The organism is Pedobacter sp. AC190, from assembly GCF_979258025.1.
Genome location: NZ_OZ409824.1, coordinates 4,820,247 through 4,838,948, shown reverse-complemented (window position 1 = coordinate 4,838,948; position 18,702 = coordinate 4,820,247). Strand labels below are relative to the sequence as shown.

16 protein-coding genes are annotated in these 18,702 nt (G+C 36.6%); 10 read left to right on the top strand and 6 right to left on the bottom strand.

Annotation, left to right across the window (positions count from 1 at the left end; translation table 11 throughout):
- Positions 1–831, top strand: a complete 831-nt coding sequence (locus tag ACZZZI_RS21175; RefSeq protein ID WP_424058478.1) for a PRC-barrel domain-containing protein — start codon at positions 1–3, stop codon at positions 829–831.
- A 217-nt stretch (positions 832–1,048) separates the two neighbouring features.
- On the opposite strand, the gene ACZZZI_RS21170 is transcribed toward ACZZZI_RS21175, so the two are convergent.
- Together ACZZZI_RS21170 and ACZZZI_RS21165 are read right to left on the bottom strand one after the other, a co-directional pair.
- Positions 1,049–2,143, bottom strand: a complete 1,095-nt coding sequence (locus ACZZZI_RS21170) for a sensor histidine kinase (RefSeq protein WP_424058476.1) — start codon at positions 2,141–2,143, stop codon at positions 1,049–1,051.
- A gap of 323 nt (positions 2,144–2,466) precedes the next feature.
- Positions 2,467–3,069 (bottom strand): YciE/YciF ferroxidase family protein, encoded by a 603-nt coding sequence (locus ACZZZI_RS21165; protein WP_424058474.1) that lies wholly within the window; start codon positions 3,067–3,069, stop codon positions 2,467–2,469.
- A 312-nt stretch (positions 3,070–3,381) separates the two neighbouring features.
- On the opposite strand from ACZZZI_RS21165, the gene ACZZZI_RS21160 reads away from it, so the two are divergent.
- Positions 3,382–4,029: a response regulator gene (locus ACZZZI_RS21160; protein ID WP_424058472.1), complete on the top strand. Its 648-nt coding sequence runs from the start codon at positions 3,382–3,384 to the stop codon at positions 4,027–4,029.
- A 65-nt stretch (positions 4,030–4,094) separates the two neighbouring features.
- On the top strand, positions 4,095–5,135 hold the full coding sequence (locus ACZZZI_RS21155; RefSeq protein ID WP_424058470.1) for a PAS domain-containing sensor histidine kinase: 1,041 nt from the start codon (positions 4,095–4,097) through the stop codon (positions 5,133–5,135).
- Positions 5,136–5,283: 148 nt separating this feature from the next.
- Here the strand turns inward: ACZZZI_RS21155 and ACZZZI_RS21150 are convergent, their stop codons facing one another.
- Complete coding sequence (locus ACZZZI_RS21150) at positions 5,284–5,790, bottom strand: RNA polymerase sigma factor (RefSeq protein ID WP_424058468.1); 507 nt, start codon at positions 5,788–5,790, stop codon at positions 5,284–5,286.
- 219 nt (positions 5,791–6,009) lie between these two features.
- Here ACZZZI_RS21150 and ACZZZI_RS21145 point away from each other — a divergent pair, with 219 nt between their 5' ends.
- Together ACZZZI_RS21145 and ACZZZI_RS21140 are read left to right on the top strand one after the other, a co-directional pair.
- Positions 6,010–6,771, top strand: coding sequence for a DUF72 domain-containing protein (locus ACZZZI_RS21145; RefSeq protein WP_424058466.1), 762 nt, complete (start codon positions 6,010–6,012; stop codon positions 6,769–6,771).
- A gap of 402 nt (positions 6,772–7,173) precedes the next feature.
- Positions 7,174–7,773, top strand: coding sequence for an RNA polymerase sigma factor (locus ACZZZI_RS21140; protein WP_424058464.1), 600 nt, complete (start codon positions 7,174–7,176; stop codon positions 7,771–7,773).
- A gap of 390 nt (positions 7,774–8,163) precedes the next feature.
- Here the strand turns inward: ACZZZI_RS21140 and ACZZZI_RS21135 are convergent, their stop codons facing one another.
- The 3 genes from ACZZZI_RS21135 to ACZZZI_RS21125 all read right to left on the bottom strand — a co-directional run bounded on the left by ACZZZI_RS21135 (position 8,164) and on the right by ACZZZI_RS21125 (position 11,048).
- Positions 8,164–8,607: a VOC family protein gene (locus ACZZZI_RS21135; protein WP_424058548.1), complete on the bottom strand. Its 444-nt coding sequence runs from the start codon at positions 8,605–8,607 to the stop codon at positions 8,164–8,166.
- Between the two features lie 34 nt (positions 8,608–8,641).
- On the bottom strand, positions 8,642–9,019 hold the full coding sequence (locus ACZZZI_RS21130) for a VOC family protein (protein WP_316757241.1): 378 nt from the start codon (positions 9,017–9,019) through the stop codon (positions 8,642–8,644).
- A 163-nt stretch (positions 9,020–9,182) separates the two neighbouring features.
- Complete coding sequence (locus tag ACZZZI_RS21125) at positions 9,183–11,048, bottom strand: ATP-binding protein (RefSeq protein ID WP_463491252.1); 1,866 nt, start codon at positions 11,046–11,048, stop codon at positions 9,183–9,185.
- 263 nt (positions 11,049–11,311) lie between these two features.
- Between ACZZZI_RS21125 and ACZZZI_RS21120 the strand changes: the two genes are divergently transcribed.
- The 5 genes from ACZZZI_RS21120 (at position 11,312) to ACZZZI_RS21100 (ending at position 18,617) form a co-directional block, all read left to right on the top strand.
- Positions 11,312–12,328 carry a ligase-associated DNA damage response exonuclease gene (locus ACZZZI_RS21120; RefSeq protein ID WP_424058552.1) on the top strand — a complete coding sequence of 339 codons (1,017 nt, stop codon included), beginning with the start codon at positions 11,312–11,314 and terminating at the stop codon, positions 12,326–12,328.
- Complete coding sequence (locus tag ACZZZI_RS21115; protein WP_316757247.1) at positions 12,328–13,908, top strand: ATP-dependent DNA ligase; 1,581 nt, start codon at positions 12,328–12,330, stop codon at positions 13,906–13,908. The genes ACZZZI_RS21120 and ACZZZI_RS21115 overlap by 1 nt, the downstream gene beginning before the upstream one ends.
- Entirely contained in the window at positions 13,909–16,371 is a 2,463-nt protein-coding gene (locus ACZZZI_RS21110) for a ligase-associated DNA damage response DEXH box helicase (protein ID WP_463491249.1), read from the top strand. It abuts the gene before it with no gap.
- A complete protein-coding gene (gene pdeM / locus ACZZZI_RS21105) occupies positions 16,368–17,015 on the top strand; it encodes a ligase-associated DNA damage response endonuclease PdeM (RefSeq protein WP_463491247.1) in 648 nt (215 codons plus the stop codon). Before ACZZZI_RS21110 ends, pdeM begins: the two co-directional genes overlap by 4 nt.
- Positions 17,016–17,150: 135 nt before the next feature.
- Entirely contained in the window at positions 17,151–18,617 is a 1,467-nt protein-coding gene (locus tag ACZZZI_RS21100; protein ID WP_424056258.1) for a glycoside hydrolase family 130 protein, read from the top strand.
- Positions 18,618–18,702 lie beyond the last annotated feature (85 nt).

Genomic DNA, 18,702 nt, shown 5'->3' with positions numbered 1-18,702 from the left:
ATGAATACAGGAAATATTGAATACATCAGATTAGAAGAATTGTCGAATGTAGACTATAAAATAGTCGATGGAGAGGCCGATGTAACAGGTTGGCCTGTGAAAGATGAGGCTGGACGTAACTTGGGTAAGGTAAGGGATTTATTGTTTGATCCAGGGCAAAATGCAATCCGTTATCTAATTGTCGAGCTGGAAGATGTGGTTTCGGGAACAGAGGATAAAGCCGTATTAATACCAATAGGTTTTGCGGAGGTAGCCAATGATGAGAAAGCAGTTGTACTACCAGTTATGCATGATAGTCAGTTTGTGGAGTTGCCGCAATACATTATCGGTGAGGTAACCAGAGAAACGGAGCTTAAAATCAGACAGGCTATTGGAAGCCCAGCTGCTTTAAGAATTGAAGAAGAGATTGTAGAAATCGATAATTCTGATTTTTATCATCACCACCATTTTGACAGAAGAAATGTTGTGAAAGCGAAGAGCAGTTTTTCAGATGAGAACGCCATTTCAGCAGGAACACCTGAAGATCGTAGGGAAGAGGTGAATACGATACATGAACTTATTGATCATTCTCATATAAATTCAGAAAATAAGCAGCAAGTAGAATCTCCGAAAGTGGCGAACCTTGATGAATTCGAAATTAGGAATGAGCATGGGGTATTTACGGTTGAACCTCAGGATAACGGTACGTATAGAATTATAGAGAATGGAGAAAAGGTTGGTGTTATATACGCAGAGTCTGTTGATGAAGTAGTACAATGGAGAACAATGGATCATCTTGATGAAAGATTTGTAAATGAGATTGGACAAGCCATTACCACACATAACCAATAACCGTCTCGCTGGTAATCAGTATAAAAAAAAATATGGTTTTTATATATACCATAAAATAATACCTTAACTGAATAATTACAGCAAGAAGTGCCCCAGGAATATCTAGGGCACTTTCTTTTTTTTAGACGGAAATCTTTTTTCAGTAAGACAAGAAAATCAGCAAGGGCTGAATTTGTCTTAACAAGAATAATTTGTCAGGGTAGGTAACTTTGCAGTTCTATAATTTATCCTGATTATGCAACGTTAAGAATACCTGAAACACTGTGCCTTTACCTTCTGAGCTATCGATTTTGATCTTACCACCAGAAGTTGTAACAATTGTGTGAACCAGATATAGCCCTACGCCCGAACCTTCCACATTGGTTTTGATGCGTTGAAACTTAGAAAAAATATGTTGAATTGCTTCTTCGCTTATGCCTATTCCATTATCCGATACGCTGATTACGATATACCCATCAATTTTTTCTGTAGTAATTTTAATTATCGGTTTCACTCCATTCGAAGTATATTTAATGGCATTGTTGAGTAAGTTATACAGTATGCTTCTCAGTTTGCGGCGTACAAAAGTAATTTCCGAAATCTTAAAATCAGTCGTAATTTCGGCATCAGATTCTATTATCTGCGGTGCAATGGTAAGCCGCACATCTTCCAGTACGCTACCTATATCCAGTAATTCTTCTCTTGCATGATATCGCTGCTTCTGCCATCTGGAATCGAGCATGCTATCTACAACCCCTTTCATATTGTCTATACTTTTTTCAAGATTTTCGGTTAATCGGGATAATTCTTCGAGACTTCGGGCGGGTAAATTTTTCATCATTTGCACCGAAAGGCTTAGTGCCAATAAAGGGTTTTTAATATCGTGGGCAATTGTATCAAGCAGAAGTTCATGTTCAGCCAACATTTTCTCCTGTTCATTTAAATCGCGAATTCTTGAATTAATATCTACAAAAGTAATGATCACACCATTAGTGATGTTTTCCTTTCGTATGAGGTATGGAAGTACATTCATTTGAAACCACCGCATATCGGTGGTTTGAATTTCTTTTTCTAAAATCTTACCGGTAGCAATAACTGTTTTAATATTATCAATAATCGTTGGGAACCGGAAGTTCTCTTTAATTTCCTCCAATGGCTTTCCAATAAAATCCGCTTTCAGGTTAAATTGTTTCATTGCAGGAGGGGTAAATTTTCTTAAGATGAGTTTTGCATCTACAAAAATTTGTGGTATAATGGTGTTGCTGAAATAATTTTCCAGTTCCTCATTCAGTTGATTGAGGTTATTGATTTGTTCACTAGTTGTGGACAGCATGTCGGGAAGTATAAATAGTGGATGGGACAACAAGTTAGGTAATTAATTCGATGTTTCTTATCGTTGTGGCAGAGCTGTTCGTATCAATTGCTGTTAATCTAGCGTACAGCACCATGATAGGGTTATTTATAATTTAGTTGTTTAATTAAATAAGTTTCTAAGGGCCATTTAAACATGGGAATTACTTCTTTCTTTGAGGAAATACAGAAAAAGGCAGCACCAATGGCACTGCCTTTTCTTCTAATTTAGGAGTGATATCTTTAATATTCGGATGCACCAAATCCCACTTCTAAATCTGATTTTCGTTATATTTTTTAAAACAATTATTCGGCTGCAGCTTCGGAATTTATTGCAGCAACTGCAATTTCCGTTAGGGCAACATCAGTCGCTTTTTCGTTTTCTAATGTTTGATCTAAAAGATCTGCAACATCAGTACGATCCATGTTTTCGGCAAATACCTTTAATGTTCCATAGGTAGCAATTTCGTAATGCTCTACTTTTTGCGCAGCCAAAATTAGTCCTGCATCTCTAATCATTGTTCCCGCGTCGGTATCTTCGATTATGCCATTTGCTTCCTCTAATAAGCCAGCCATAGCATCACATTTTTTTGCGGCTGGTTTCTCATCCAGCAAGGCGAAAACTTCTTCTAAAGTATCGATATGGGTTTGCGTTTCTTGCGTATGTTTTTCGAATGCAGCAGCAAGTTCAGGGCTTGTAGCTGCCTTTTTCATTTTTGGGAGTGCTTTAACCAGGTGTTTTTCGGCCCAGTAAATATCTTTCAACTCATCTATAAAGAATTCGTGAAATTCAGCATGTTCGATTTTACCAGTCGTATTATTTGATTTTTTAGTTGTTGCTTTACTTCCAGCATTGGTAGTTGTTGTTTTGCTACCAGTTTTGCTCGGTGTTTTTTTTGAAGTTTCCATAGGTTTAATTTTTATATAGATAAGAACCCGCTCTGCCACAGATAGTTTGGTCGCGAATAAAAAACGGGTATCGAACTTATAGTTAATCCGTATTTATAACTTATTGTGCCAGCTACCTGTTTTAATTAACTGGCTTATATTTTTTTGATAAATGGAAGTATCGAGCAGATATAGATTTTATCTTAATGCATAAAAGCCATCGAATTTATTTATTAAAATCTATTTAAAACTTTATGGAGTAGGTATTGTTTTACCCATGCTAACCATTTTGACAATCCAACAATGCATTGTCTGGAATACGCATTAAACCTAATGAAAGAAATCGTTTTAGTAGAAGATCACAAAGTAGTGAGGAATGGGATTAAAATGCTCCTCGAATCAACAAACGAATATAAAGTTATATTTGAAGCCAGTAACGGACAGGAAGTTCTGGATGCAATTCGTAATGGAACAAAACCAGATATCATAGTTTCAGACATTAATATGCCAGTTCTGGATGGTATTGCAATGACAGCTGCCTTGAAACAGGAAGATTTTCGAATACCTGTTTTAATCATGTCGATGATGGAAGATAATGCTCATTTTTATCAGGCAATCCAGGCAGGAGCAAAAGGTTTTTTGAGTAAATCGGTAGATTCTGAAGAACTTTTCTTTGCCTTATCAAGAATTGTAAAGGGAGAACGTTATGTCTGTTCATCATTTGCGATCAGAATTATAGATGAAGTAATAGATGCTAAGCTCTCATCAGCCTGTAATATACAACCTGGTGAATTTTCGTCGAGGGAGATCGAGATTCTGCAACTTATTGCAGAAGGACTTACTAACGCTGAAATGGCGGACAAACTTTTTATCTCCAGGCGTACAGTGGAAGGACACAGGCAAAGCCTTATTGACAAAACCGGGGCGAAAAATACGGCTGTACTTATCCGTTTTGCATATAGTAAAGGTATTCTAAATTAATTATTTGTTCACTTCATAGTGAAATGTATATGATGCTATCAATTAATCAACAGATTTTTTGCCAGATGGGAAGCGTATCGCCTGATGGCTACTTTATTTATAATTTACGCGAATTTATTTTTGAATATCATAATGCTGTATTTTTCAGGATTTTTGGCCTCGAGCCTGCAGCGTTAAACGGATCGATGGACTGGCTGATGGCAAAATTCCACACCGATGATGTTGAGCATGTAATGAACTGTTATGAGGAGCTAATCACGGATGGCGGAGCAAAAAAATATTTGTTTAAGCTCTATATCAATGAAGAGGAAAAATACCTCAGGTGTTCGTTAGTGGTTTCGGAAGATGGGGATTACCTATATGGGATTATTGAAGATTTTACCATCGACCAGCAGAATAAAATTCACATTGAACAAATTAATGCACATAAAAATATTACGCTTGAAGTACTGGCTCATGATTTAAAAGAGCCGATGGGTATGATCCGTATGACCGCAAGTTCGCTGGAAAATAATATCGGAACTTTAGACGAAAACGATTTAAGAAGATCGCTACAGTTTATAAATGAAATGTGCGATCGCAATCTGAAATTGGTACGGAGTATGGTTAACCATGAGTTTCTGAAATCTTCGGTTGTTGCGATTAAAAAGGAGCGGGCCGATTTGGTTTGGGAACTACAAGATGTTGTGCGGTTTTATAACCGTTCGCACCTTCAGCAGGTGAGAAATTTTGTTTTTTCGAGTGCCCAGGAAAAGATTTTTTTGTTTTTGGATAGCATGAAGTTTTTGCAGGTGATTAATAACTTAATTTCCAACTCCATTAAATTTACCGCAGAAGGCGGAACTATAGAAGTTTATGCGGAAGAGCGGGCAGACGAAGTTATTGTTTCCGTTAGTGATAATGGTATTGGTATTCCAGCAGCATTGCGTAATCAACTTTTTCAATACAATAAGGAAGTTTTAAGAAAAGGACTTAACGGAGCAGAATCGGGTGGATTAGGAATGGGGATTATTAAGAGTATTGTTGAGCTGCACGGTGGTAGGATTTGGTTTGTTAGTGAAGAAAATGTGGGTACAACGTTTTTTATTTCACTACCTAAAAATTGATATTTGGGTATTTTGCTTCATAAAAAAAGGTATATTCCACTTGCAAATACACTCTGGTTTTTAAAAAGCATTATCTTTTTGCACTAAAAAAATATCTTATTGCACTAAAAAAAGGAGAGCAACTTTAAACCTGCTCTCCTTTTTTGCTTTAGTTCTGGTATTGTTTAAGGTGTTTTTTTAGAAGCATTCTGGCTTCGTGAATATAAGTTTTAACCGTGCCTAAAGGAATCTGCAACTCGTCGGCAATTTCATGGTACTTATAACCTTCGAAATAGCGGATAAAGGGGACAGAATATTTGTCGGGTAATGTGCATAGTGCCTTGCTGATATCCTGCATGGCAAAACTGCCTACCGAGCCATTGGTGGTTGCGCTGAAATGAAGGTTGGCGGAAGTAATCTCTGCCTCCTGTACAGTACGTTCGCGGCTTTTTTGTTCTTTTCTGTAATTGTTTATGAAAGTATTTTTCATAATCACAAACAGCCATCCTTTGATGTTGGTACCATCTTCAAACTTAGAAAAAAAACGGGTGGCTTTAAGGAGTGTTTCCTGCAGCAGATCGTTAGCATCTTCGGGATCGCGGGTGAAATTGAGCGCATGTAATCTCAATGACGACGTGTGAATGGTGATACAATCGCTGAATTCTTTCTGTGTCATAAGTTTTTGTTTTAGCGTATAACCAATTAAAACAAAACCCATACCGCCAAAATTGAGTTCTTACCTCCTCTGCGTTGTGAATGCGTATATAACATGGTTACCGTATTTATACTTATATCAATTATCCAGGCGATTTTTTTAACCATTCATGTTGTTTAAGCTAATCAAATAAATAAACGGATTCACAACAATTACATGCTTATTGTTGTTGCCTGAATTATGAAGCACGAAGTGAAAAGTTATTATTCAGGTACCAGTGGCTTAATTTTGCCAGTGCCAAATAAATCGCATTATCCAGAGGCTTATATAAATAAATCTAGATTGTGTTATTATGGTTCACTTATGAACAGCATTGAAATTAATAGCTCATTTTACAAGATTCCATTGGCTTCTACTGTGAAAAAATGGAGTGAGGAAGTACCGAATGATTTCCGATTTACTTTTAAACTTTTTAAGGGGATTACGCATTCACCGAAATTGGGATTCCAGGTTGGCGATATCGCTAAGTTTATGAATGTTATTAACCAAGTGGATGAGAAAAAAGGCTGTCTTCTGGTTCAGTTTCCACCAAGTATAAGAAATACAAATTTAGGTCAGCTTTCCGATTTAATGTTTAGGTTACAGGAGCATAATCCTGATAATGCCTGGAATATTGCTCTGGAATTCAGGCATCAATCACTATATACTGAAGAAGTTTATGAGCTATTGGAAGCACACAACCTCGGGATGGTTATTCATGATAAAGGTTCAGTAGCAAGTCCGTTTGATGCTGTTGATCACAATTTTATTTACCTCCGCTTTCATGGGCCAGGCGGTAATTATCGGGGTAGTTATACTGATGACGTACTTTATGAATACGCTGGTTACATAGCCGAATGGTTACTGGATCGTAAAAAGGTTTTTGTATATTTTAATAATACCATGGGTGATGCTTATGGTAATCTCAATACGTTAAAGAAATTTGTTTTGGAATTAAGCTGATTTTTGGGAACGAAATGGTGTACCGACAATATTCTCATTCCAGCTTTATAGATCAAAATCTATAGAAATAGAGTTTCCTAAATATATACGCAGATTTGAGATATTTTGGCGATTGATATAAACTTTGGTTATTCATCGAGTTAAAGACTAAACCGTACCAATTAAAGCAAGGGGTGAGCAGGCTGCCTCGATTATCTCTGGTGTGAAATATATTGTGACAAAGGCGAGCCGATCAACTTAATGCAGACCTAACCAGGTTCGTTGGTGAATAGGGTTATATTTTGGTTCAGGAACAGCACTTTTTTTAGTACTGCTCTTGTTCTTTCAGCAAAAAAGATATAGCAACAAGGAATACTGAAAACTTATCTAAAAATGTATTGTTGTTTCATCATATCAACGCCCATGATTGCACATTTACCATACCCTAACGAATTAAAGCACAAGCTATTATCGCTTACCGATACTTCGGAGCAGGTTCTCGTCGAGGCGCTTCGGAAAGCAGAGCTCCCTGCATTTAATTTTTTATATCATAAATATGCAGCAAACCTTTTTGGTGTGGTGTTTAAGATTGTTAATCAACAGGAAACTGCCGAGGATTTGCTTCAGGAAGTGTTTCTAAAAATCAGAAGAAATTTTCATAGTTATGATGAGCGTAAGGCTCGCTTGTTTACCTGGATGCTTAATATTGCCAGAAACACGGCTATAGATCATTTGCGCCTTCGCGTTTCACGGCAAGAGCGTACTCATGTTGCCTTCGAACAGGCTGGCGTTAGTTTAGATGAGTACACCCATTCTTTTAACATTGATACCATTGGCATCAAGAATATTTTGAATCAACTTAGTCCAAAGCACAGTCAGATGCTAGATTTATTTTATTACAAGGGCTATACCCATCCAGAAATTTCAGAATTACTTGGACTTCCACTCGGAAGTGTCAAAACGTCTATTCGGCAGGCTATATTGGCTCTGCGGGTTATTTTCGAGGTCAGACTAGCGGGTTAGGCCATTTATAAAGGTAGGTGCTTTTCGTAATGGGAACCGAGAACAATGCATAACAGTTGTTATTTCGAAAAAGTAAGGTTTTAGTTTAACGACCAGAGTTTGGCGTTTAAAACGAGTTAAGTTTCTATTATTTAATTATTAAATTGGATTTTGTGCGCTACCAACAAATTTAAATTTGGTCGGACAGACAACGATCAGCTGTTGGAAGAAATGCCCGTTCTGATAAACATGCTCTAATTAATGTAGAGAAGTATCCTTTCACATTTTATTATAATGTTTCAGAAGCAAAAAATAACGTGCTAAATTGTTGGTTTCTTATAAAAGAATACTTCGGATATTATCAAAAGCAAAAAAGGATTGAACTATCTCTGGTTCAATCCTTTTTTGTGATTATTGCTGTTGCATTTTAGCAGGATCATCATAGTTTACCATCCAGTTGATTCCGAACTTATCGGTAAACATACCAAAGTATGCACCCCAGAAAGTATCACTCATTGGCATAGTTGCCTGGCCACCTGCTGAAAGCCCGTCAAACAATTTATCTGCTTCTTCTTTACTATCGGCATTTATCGAAACTGAAAAATTATTGCCTTTAACAAAAGAAGATTCGTACTGTCCGCCATTGTCGCTTCCCATCAAGACCGAAGCACCAGTTGGTAGCGAAACATGCATTACTTTATTTTTGTCAGCCTCTGCTACTGGAAATTCTTCGCTAGGTGGCATTTCGCCGAAACGACCGATGTAAGTGAAGTCGCCACCGAAAACGGATTTATAGAAATTGAATGCCTCTTCGCAATTTCCGTTAAAATTTAAATAGGTGTTTGTTGTTGCCATATATTATAAAATTTATTTGGTTTAGTTACAAGAATTAACGGTGCTGGTCTATCAACACTGGGTTTCCATCAGGATCGGTTAAAGTTATATAAGCAGGACCACTATCACCCTTGGGTGTTTCATTTAATTCCAATCCATTAGCTGAAAGTTGTTTAGCAATTTCGCGAACATCAGTGAAAGTCTCCACAGGTTGAGCCTGTTGGTTCCAGCCAGGATTGAAGGTGAGCATATTTTTTTCGAACATTCCCTGAAATAAGCCTATAACTTTATCTTCGTTTCTGAGCACCAACCAGTTCTGGTCTATATTTCCGCCAGTTTCGGTAAAACCCAATTTTTCGTAAAATGCTTTTGACGCATGAATATCTTTCACAGCGAGACTGATGCAGAATGCACCCAGATTTACAGTTTTCATAAGTTAATTTTTAATATTGCTACTCTAAATTAGATTAAATTATAGCCAGCTGCAATATTTATTTTGCACAAAAAATAAACGAAGATAACATAAAATCAAACTCGCTTATAATTGCGATTTTAGATTTTTCTCATGATAATTTCCCGTATAAGGTGGGAAGGTGTTAAGAATCGCTTAGCGGAATAGAAAATGTAAAAGTGGAGCCTTTTTGTGGTTTGCTTTGAATGGTGAGTTTACCACCATGACGTTCGATAATTGAGTGGGCAAGGTATAATCCAATTCCAAATCCAGAGAAATGTTTTTCATCTTTACCTTCTACACGATAAAAGCGCTCAAATATTTTCTTGTGGTCTTTTTCAGCTATTCCGATGCCTTGATCGGTAATGCTAACCATACCGTTTTGATCAGATTTGCTTATTTCGATATTTATCGGACTTTTTGCTGGCGAATACTTAATCGCATTGGAGATTAGATTGATTAATACTTGCGCAATTTTGTCGTGGTCCAGTTGTGTAACCAACTCTTCACTTTGTGTTATAGTAATGTCTCGTTCAGGTGCTGTCATTCTAAAATCTTCAACAACTTCAGTTACTAAAGCGTTTAAGACAACTGTTTTTCTGTTCAAATCAAGGCGGTCTGTTTCTATACGCGATAAATCCAGCATATCTGATACTAAACCAGTAAGCTGCTTAACGAGTCTATCTACGCGATCCAAGCCACTTTCAATCTTTTCTTTTTGCAGATTATTTTTCTTGATTTCACGCTGCATTAACTGAATGTAGCCTTTAATTGACGTGACGGGAGTTTTTAGTTCGTGAGATAAAAGGCTTACGAAATCAGCTTTTCTTTGATCTTCTTCTTTTAATTTTTGAATATCTGTGGTTGAACCAACCCACATTTTAATCTGACCATTTTCATCAAGTATTGGAGAAGCAATATTCAGGTGCCAAATATATTTCCCCTCTCTATTTTTGAAACGCATTTCCGAAATATGAGGCTGGCCAGAATTTGCGGCCTGCTCCAAACCTACCTGGAAGTCTGAAATTTCATCTGGATGCATCATTTGTTGATATCCGAAATCTCTTAAATCTTCAAAATTCATCCCAGCAAAATCCAGCCATTTTTGATTAAAGAAAGTGACTTCACCCGATGGTAATGCATTTGAAATTTTGGCAGGCACCAAATCGGAGAGGTGGCGAAAATGCTTTTCGCTATCTTCAATTTTTTTTCTGGACAAAACCTGTTCGGTTACTTCAAATACGAAATTAAAAACGCCATCAATTTCATCATTAACGTTTCTTCTGGGGACATAGTTGAAGGTAAAATATCGATCAACTGTGGGGCCACCCTCATAATCGGCAATTGGCACATAAAGCTCATGCACTTCGAAAGGTGTTCCGTTGTGATAAGTATCTAACATCGAATCGATAAGTGGTGCTCCTTTCAATTCTGGTACAGCCTCTAAAATCGGACGTCCGAGTAAATTTCGTCTGGCCAGAATTTTTTGATAAGCAGGATTTATCATTTCATATACGAGATTTGGGCCCGTCCACAGACAAATTCCAGCTGGAGCTTTCATGAAAAATTCGTTTAGCCTATCACGGTCTTTTTCCAATGCTCTGTTTGCCTCGTCAACTTTTTTTCTTTCGTGTACCTGAGTGGTATTTTCCAATACCCAAACAGCAATTTTAGAGATGTTCCCATTTGAATCTTTTATGGGAGCATATACAAACGTTACAAATATTTCATCAGCCTTTCCATGACGTAATAAAGTCATTTGTACTTCATCTGCATGATATGCAATTCCTGTTTCTGCAACATTTTTCAAAGCGTTTTGGTAAAAATCCTTTACTTCAGCAAAAGGTTCCCAGCACCACTTATTTAAAATTGATTCTTTAGGTTTTCCTGCAATCTCCAGAAATTTATCATTAAGCATTTCGACTACAAGGGAATTCGCGTTAAGTATGCAAATGCCGATTGGAGCACTTTCTACAAAAAACAACAGTTGCGCATTATCCTTTAAATCCATTCAGTTGTAGTTTATTATTTCTCAAATCTATGGAATTAATATCGGTTTGAAAATGCATCTAAATGAAGATTGTGCAGTTAATTCTCATTATTAAAATTATGGTAAAATACGATAGTTGCAATAAAAGATAAAAAAAATTTTTAAAATAGTTTTCTTGTTGGCCAAGGTAAAGCTAACTGTACCACATCAATATTTAACTTAAACATTTTACCTCATACAATGTTCTTAGTGGGAAGGTTTGTTAATTGCTTAATAAAATTAGAATGCTGAAATTTACACCAAGGGGGATTTATTGCGTACCTGGTAATTTTTATATAGACCCCTGGTTGCCTGTAGATTTTGCTGTAATTACACATGGCCATGCCGACCATGCAAGACCTGGTATGACAAAATATCTTTGCCATCACTTTACCGTGCCAATTTTAAAAAGCCGTATTGGTGAAGATATTCAGGTACAGGGTTTAAATTATAATGAAAGTTTAGTAATCAATGGGGTTAATTTATCTCTTCATCCTGCGGGCCACATTATTGGGTCCGCACAGGTTCGCTTATCGTATAAAGGAAAGGTTGTTGTTGTTTCGGGCGATTATAAGTTGCAGAATGATGGTATTTCTACTGAATTTGAACTTGTTAAATGTCATGAATTCATAACAGAAAGTACTTTTGGTTTACCCATTTATAACTGGCTTCCGATAGAGCAGCAAAATGAACAGTTGCAGCAATGGGTGCTTAATAACCAAAATAATGCTAAAACGTCTGTATTTATTGGCTACTCTTTGGGAAAAGCCCAGCGCATTATGCAGGCGCTGAAAGATGTAGCACAATTACACGTACATACCGCTATTGCTCGTTTAAACGAGGCTTACACAAGTGTAGGCATTAAATTGCCGGTTTATGATACCTTAGATTTTAATCGAGATTTAAAATATTTGGATAAGGAAATCGTTATTTTACCTCCCGCCTTGCAGGATTCTAGAGTGATAAAAAAAATCCCAAATATGGCTTATGCAATATGTTCTGGCTGGATGCAGTTACGTGGTGCCCGACGCTGGAGAAGTGCAGATGCTGGTTTTGCGATTAGCGACCATGCCGACTGGAGTGGCTTGCTGGAAGCTGTAAAAGGAACTGGAGCAGAAAAGGTTTATGTAACACATGGGCAAACAGCGGTTTTTGCAAAATACCTTAACGAAATTGGAATTGAAGCCGTAGAATTAAAGACAAAATTTGGTGAAGAGGAAGAAGAAAGTGAAGAAAAACTTGAAGTTAAAACAGTAGGGTAATGAAGGCTTTTGCATCTTTAATCAATAAGCTGGATAGCAGCAATAAAACTAAGCTGAAACTGGAAGCCGTAGATCAGTTTTTAAGGGAGGCCACAGCCCAGGATAAGCTTTGGTTCCTCGCACTTTTTACAGGTAAAAGGCCAAAAAGAAATGTAAATACGGCTTTACTTAAGCAATGGGCAATAGAATTAACAGGAATTCCTGAATGGTTATTTTTAGAAGCTTACTCTTCGGTTGGTGATCTGGCAGAAACACTGGCGCTTATTTTGCCGCCCGAAACTGGTTATACCGATTATAATCTATCTCAATGGATGGATTTGATTCAACAGTTATCTGGCAAAGATGATGCAGAGAAAAAATCTTTTGTACTCAATGCCTGGGATAATTTACCGCTTACAGAACGTTTTATTTTTAATAAACTTTTAGGCGGTAGTTTTAGAATTGGGCTTTCTTCTAAATCTTTAATAAATGCCCTGGCGCATTATTATGATATGGAAGCCTCGGCTGTTGCCCATAGTATAATGGGAAGCTGGAATATAAATGAGGTCGATTTTGATAGCTTGATACAGGGAAAATACATCAGTGCAGCTATTTCAAAACCTTATCCTTTTTGCTTAGCCTATCCTTTATCTGAAGACTTTGAGCAATCGGCCATACCAGAAGAGTGGCAGGCAGAATATAAATGGGATGGGATTAGAGCACAGTTAATTAAAAGGGAAAACGAAGTTTTTATTTGGTCGAGGGGGGAGGAACTCGTTACAGATCAATTTCCAGAAATTAGAGATGCTTTGTTAAAATGTTCAGGAAATTTTGTGCTCGATGGCGAAGTTTTAGCCGTTAAAGATGGGCAGATTTTAAATTTTAATGAGCTGCAAAAGCGCTTGAACAGGAAAAATTTACCTTCTAAAATTCTTCAGGAAATTCCTGTAGAAATTTTTCTTTACGATTTGTTAGAACTGGAAGGAGAAGACTGCCGTGATCAACCATTTATCGAACGGCGGCGTAAATTAGAAGCCTGGATTAAATTAAATCCAGGAAATCCATTCCATATTTCAGAAATTATTAGCTTTAAAAACTGGTCTGATCTGGTAACAATTAGAGCTAATTCCAGAGAAGTTAATAGTGAAGGATTGATGTTAAAGCGGTACAATTCTATTTATCACGCTGGACGAAAAAGAGGCGATTGGTGGAAATGGAAGATAGAGCCGCTAACAATTGATGCGGTTTTAATTTATGCTCAGAAAGGATCAGGAAGGCGAAGTGCCTATTACACAGATTATACCTTCGCAGTGAAACAGGAGGATAAACTGGTGACTATCGCCAAAGCTTATTCTGGCTTGAGCAATAAAGAAATTCAAGAAGTAAGCCGTTTTGTTAATAAAAATGCCATCGAAAAATTTGGGCCTGTACGTACAGTTAAACCTGAATTGGTTTTTGAATTGGCTTTTGAAGGTATTGCTTACAGTAATCGACATAAGTCGGGAGTTGCATTACGGTTTCCAAGAATTGTTCGCTGGCGAAAAGATAAAACAGTTGCGGATATAGATGATATAATAGAAATTAAAAAACTGATTCCTTAAATGGTAAATAAATTTCAGCAAACTGATGGTTATAGAGTGGTTTCAGATTGGATGACCTCTAAAAATATCGCTCCATTCGAGTTTCAGAAAAAATGCTGGGAGAAATATGCTTTAGGCTATAGTGGAATGGTTGTGGCACCAACGGGCTTTGGTAAAACATTTTCAGTTTTTTTAGCATTGATTATCGATTTCATGAATAATCCAGAAAAATATCATTCTGGATTGAAGTTCATTTGGGTAAGTCCGTTGCGTTCTTTGGCAACAGACTTAGCCAGAGCCATGCAGGAAGCCGTTGATGAAATCGGTTTAGATTGGACAGTTGAAGTGAGAAATGGAGATACGGATGTAAAAATCAAGCAAAGACAAACCAGACAAATGCCTGATGTTTTACTGCTTACGCCAGAAAGTTTACACCTTCTAATTGCTCAAAAGAGTAGGGAAAAATTCTTTAAAAACCTTAAGGGCATAGCGATTGATGAATGGCATGAACTTTTAGGCAGCAAAAGAGGTGTTATGATTGAGCTTGCTGTTGCTTTTCTGAAACATATCTTACCTAAAATAAAAGTATGGGGAATTACCGCTACCATCGGCAATTTAGACCAGGCGATGGAAGTTTTAATACCAGAGCAAAAGAAAAGGATAAAAATTGTTGCCCAAGAAAAAAAACACATCGAAATATTGCCTGTTTATCCGAAGGAATTAGATGTTTTGCCTTGGGCAGGTCACCTGGGTACGAAATTGGTGGCACAGGTAGTACCAATAATTCTTAATAGCAAGTCGGTTATAGTTTTTACCAATACACGAGGCCAAAGTGAGGCCTGGTACCAAATGCTTTTAGAAAGTTATCCTGATTTTGCAGGGCAGATTGCTTTGCATCATGGTTCTATAGATGGACATATCAGAGGATGGATTGAGGAAGCCTTGAGCCTTGGCAAACTAAAGGCAGTTGTTTCTACATCTTCTCTAGATCTGGGAGTAGATTTTAAACCTGTTGATACCGTTGTACAGGTAGGTTCGAGTAAAGGTGTCGCCCGTTTTATGCAAAGGGCAGGGCGAAGTGGACATAGTCCTTTTGAGGTGTCGAAAATATATTTTGTGCCTACCCATGCTTTAGAACTTTTGGAAGTGGCAGCTTTAAAAGAAGCCATCAAAACTAAAACTATAGAACCCAGGGAGCCAATTGTACTAAGCTTTGATGTACTGCTGCAATTTTTGGTAACCTTGGCGTTAGGTGGTGGATTTAGGTCGGAGGAAATGTTCGCGGTTATTAAGAATAGTCATGCTTTTAACTATATAACCGATGAAGAATGGCATAACTGCATCGCTTTTATAACTACAGGCGGTTCAGCGATGGATAATTATGAGGAATTTCATAAAGTTGTAAAAAATGAAGAGGGGTTGTTGGTTGTAGAGAAGCGAAGAATTGGCATGTTACATCGAATTAATATTGGCGTAATTGTAAGTGATGCCATGTTGCGGGTTAGATTGGTTTCTGGTGGCTATATTGGTATGATTGAGGAATATTTTATATCAAAATTAAAACAGGGTGATAAATTTGTTTTGGCAGGCCATATACTGCAGTTGGCCAGCATTAAAGATATGACCGCCTATGTAAAAAAGAGTTCGGGTAAAGCAATTACGCCGAGCTGGTTGGGTGGTCGTTTGCCATTGAGTACTAATTTAAGTCATTTTTTACGACAAAAGTTAGCCCAGCTTGGTACTGGAGATTTTAAAGAAAAAGAACTTAAATTTTTAGCACCCTTAGGCTTAGAACAAAATAAGGATTCTCATATTCCTGCTGAGGATGAGTTCTTGGTAGAATTAATTAAAACCAAAGAAGGAAATCATCTTTTTTTATATCCATTTGAAGGTAGAATTGTTCATGAGGTTATGGCGCCCTTAATTGCTCATCGCATCAGTTTGCTATATCCTATTAGTTTTTCTATGGCGATGAACGATTATGGCTTTGAGCTCTTTTCCGATTCTGAAATTAATCTCAGTTTGACTGAACTAAAAAAAGTTTTAAGCTCAGAAAATTTAATTAATGATGTGTTAAGCAGTATTAATGCTACGGAAATGGCTAAAAGGAAGTTTAGGGATATTGCTGTAATTTCAGGAATGGTGATGCAAAATTATCCAGGCCAACAAAAAAATAATAAATCGTTACAGGCATCATCAGGCATTATTTTTAAAGTGTTAGAAGAACACGATCCTAAAAATATTTTGTTAAAACAAGCTTATACGGAAGTGTTCAATCATCAATTAGAAGAGCCCAGGTTGAGAGCGGCTTTTGAACGGATAAATAAAAGCAAACTTATTTTTAGATTTACAAATAAATTTACCCCCTTGAGCTTCCCAATTAAAGTTGATAGTTTAAGACAATCTTTATCAAGCGAAGATTTATTGCTCCGTATTCAAAAGTTACGGGATAATCAAAATAGGCAAACCAAAAGTAAAAAATGAAGTTAGCAGAGTACACCCTTGATTTTGCAGGAGAATGTTTTTGGTTATCTACTCACAAAGCCATGTATTGGCCTAAAAAACAAGCATTAATATTGGCCGATTTACATTTAGGTAAAGCAGCACATTTTAGAAAAAACGGTATTCCTGTACCCACTCAAATTGGTCAAAATGATTTGGCACGCTTATCGTTTTTGCTGGAATTATATAAACCTAAACAAGTTATTATTGTGGGCGATTTGGTGCATGCAGGCCACAATAATGAAGTTAAAGCTTTTAAGCAGTTAACTGGAAAATTTGGAGAAACCGAATTTTTACTGGTTAAAGGTAATCACGATCGGATTAGCGAAGAATTAATAGCTGAAATGGGAATCGACCATGTTTGCAATACTTATCAAATAGAAAATATATTTTTTAATCACATACATTCAGAAAATGATTTGAAACCAACGATTAGCGGGCATTTGCATCCTGGAATAAGCTTAATGCTTCCTACAAAAAAGCACATCAGATTACCCTGTTTTGTAGTTGGAAGTCATCAACTTATATTGCCTGCTTTTAGTGAATTTACTGGCTTGTATACGGCGAAAATTTTTGAAAATGCGAGTTATTATGCAGTTCATGATTCTGGTATAATTAATATTTAAAGGAACCATGGCCACCGAAAATTGCTTAAATAAGCAGGCTTAATAAGTTATCATTTTTGTTTTTAACTCATCTTTTTAATAAAATAAACAACAACTATTTTATAACTAAACTGTTAATCAATAAAAATAAAGATTATGAGAGTAGAAGTCAACAGGTTGCCCATTAGAATTAATCCCGATCCGAAAAGAGTAATCGCCAGGTATTTTTACAATGGAGATGAAAGAGCGACAGAGGTAATCAGGAATGTAATGAAATTAAACGATCAGGAAGTTTATGATCTTATTATTCCTTTATTACAGGAGTTTTCAAAAAGACACAGAAATATAACCAAGATTTTTGCTAAGAATTGTAAAAAACTTACGGGTCTTTTTGAAAAAATGTCCTTAGATTATTCCGACTTAAATGATAATCGAAAATATCTTATTGGGTCTTATTTTACTAATGAATATTCAATTGAATCTGCCGCTTTCTTTAATCCTTCGGTAGTGGAAGATCCTAATCAGCAATATCTGATTCAAGGTGAAAAAAGACTAATATTAAGCTTTAGAGCTGTGGGAGAAGGCCATATTTCATCTATAGTTTTTAGAAGGGCTGTGATTGATGCCAATTGCAATATCAATATTTTACCAGTAAGCAATTATGTGAGCGAGGCAGAAATTATTAAAAACGAAATTTATAATAAACGCTTGTTTTTGAAAAAAGCTTCGGAGGCTAATATAGATTTAAAAATAATTGCTGGATTGAATGATAAACTCGATGATAAATTTGATTACGCTCAGCTGAGAAGAATTCTTTTAGATCTTAAAAACTCAACAAATGATAATGCAGAGCATTTAGAGTGCGATAAAATACTTTGGTTATCTGATACCTATCATGAAATGTCTTTTTCGAAAGATACAGATTTATCTGATCGTGTTATTTTTCCAATATCAGAATTTGAAAGGAAGGGAATAGAAGATGCCAGATTTGTCCGTTTCATTAAAGATGACGGTTCTGTAATTTATTATGCGACCTACACGGCTTTTGATGGTGATACCATTATGCCTAAACTTATGCAGACTAAAGATTTTTACAATTTTAAGGTAAGCCCACTGCATGGTAAAGGGGCTCAAAATAAAAATCTGGCGCTTTTTCCAAGAAAAATTAACGGAAAATACGCCATGATGTCGAGAATTGATGGCTGGAATAACTACTTAATGTATTCGGATAGATTAACTGTTTGGGATGATCCTATTAAGTTACAAGCGCCTTTGCACGCATGGGAATTTATCCAAATTGGCAATTGCGGTTCTCCGATAGAAACAGACCAGGGCTGGCTAATTATTACACATGGTGTTGGCCCGATGAGAAGATACTGCCTGGGTGCAAGCCTGCTTGATATAAATGATCCATCTAAGGAAATCGGCCGATTAAGCGAGCCACTGTTAGTGCCAAATATGGATGAAAGGGAAGGCTATGTACCAAACGTACTATACTCTTGTGGTTCTATTATACATCACGGTAATCTGATAATACCATATGGCTTATCAGATTATTGTTCTTCTTTTGCTATTGTGCCATTAAATAATCTATTGGATAAAATCCTAAAAGATCAAGATTAAGAAGTTACCAATTTTATATTAAAGGAATTATTTATGGTTTCCTATTTTAGCCCTTGAGGTTAAATAGGAAACCATTTTTTTTGGT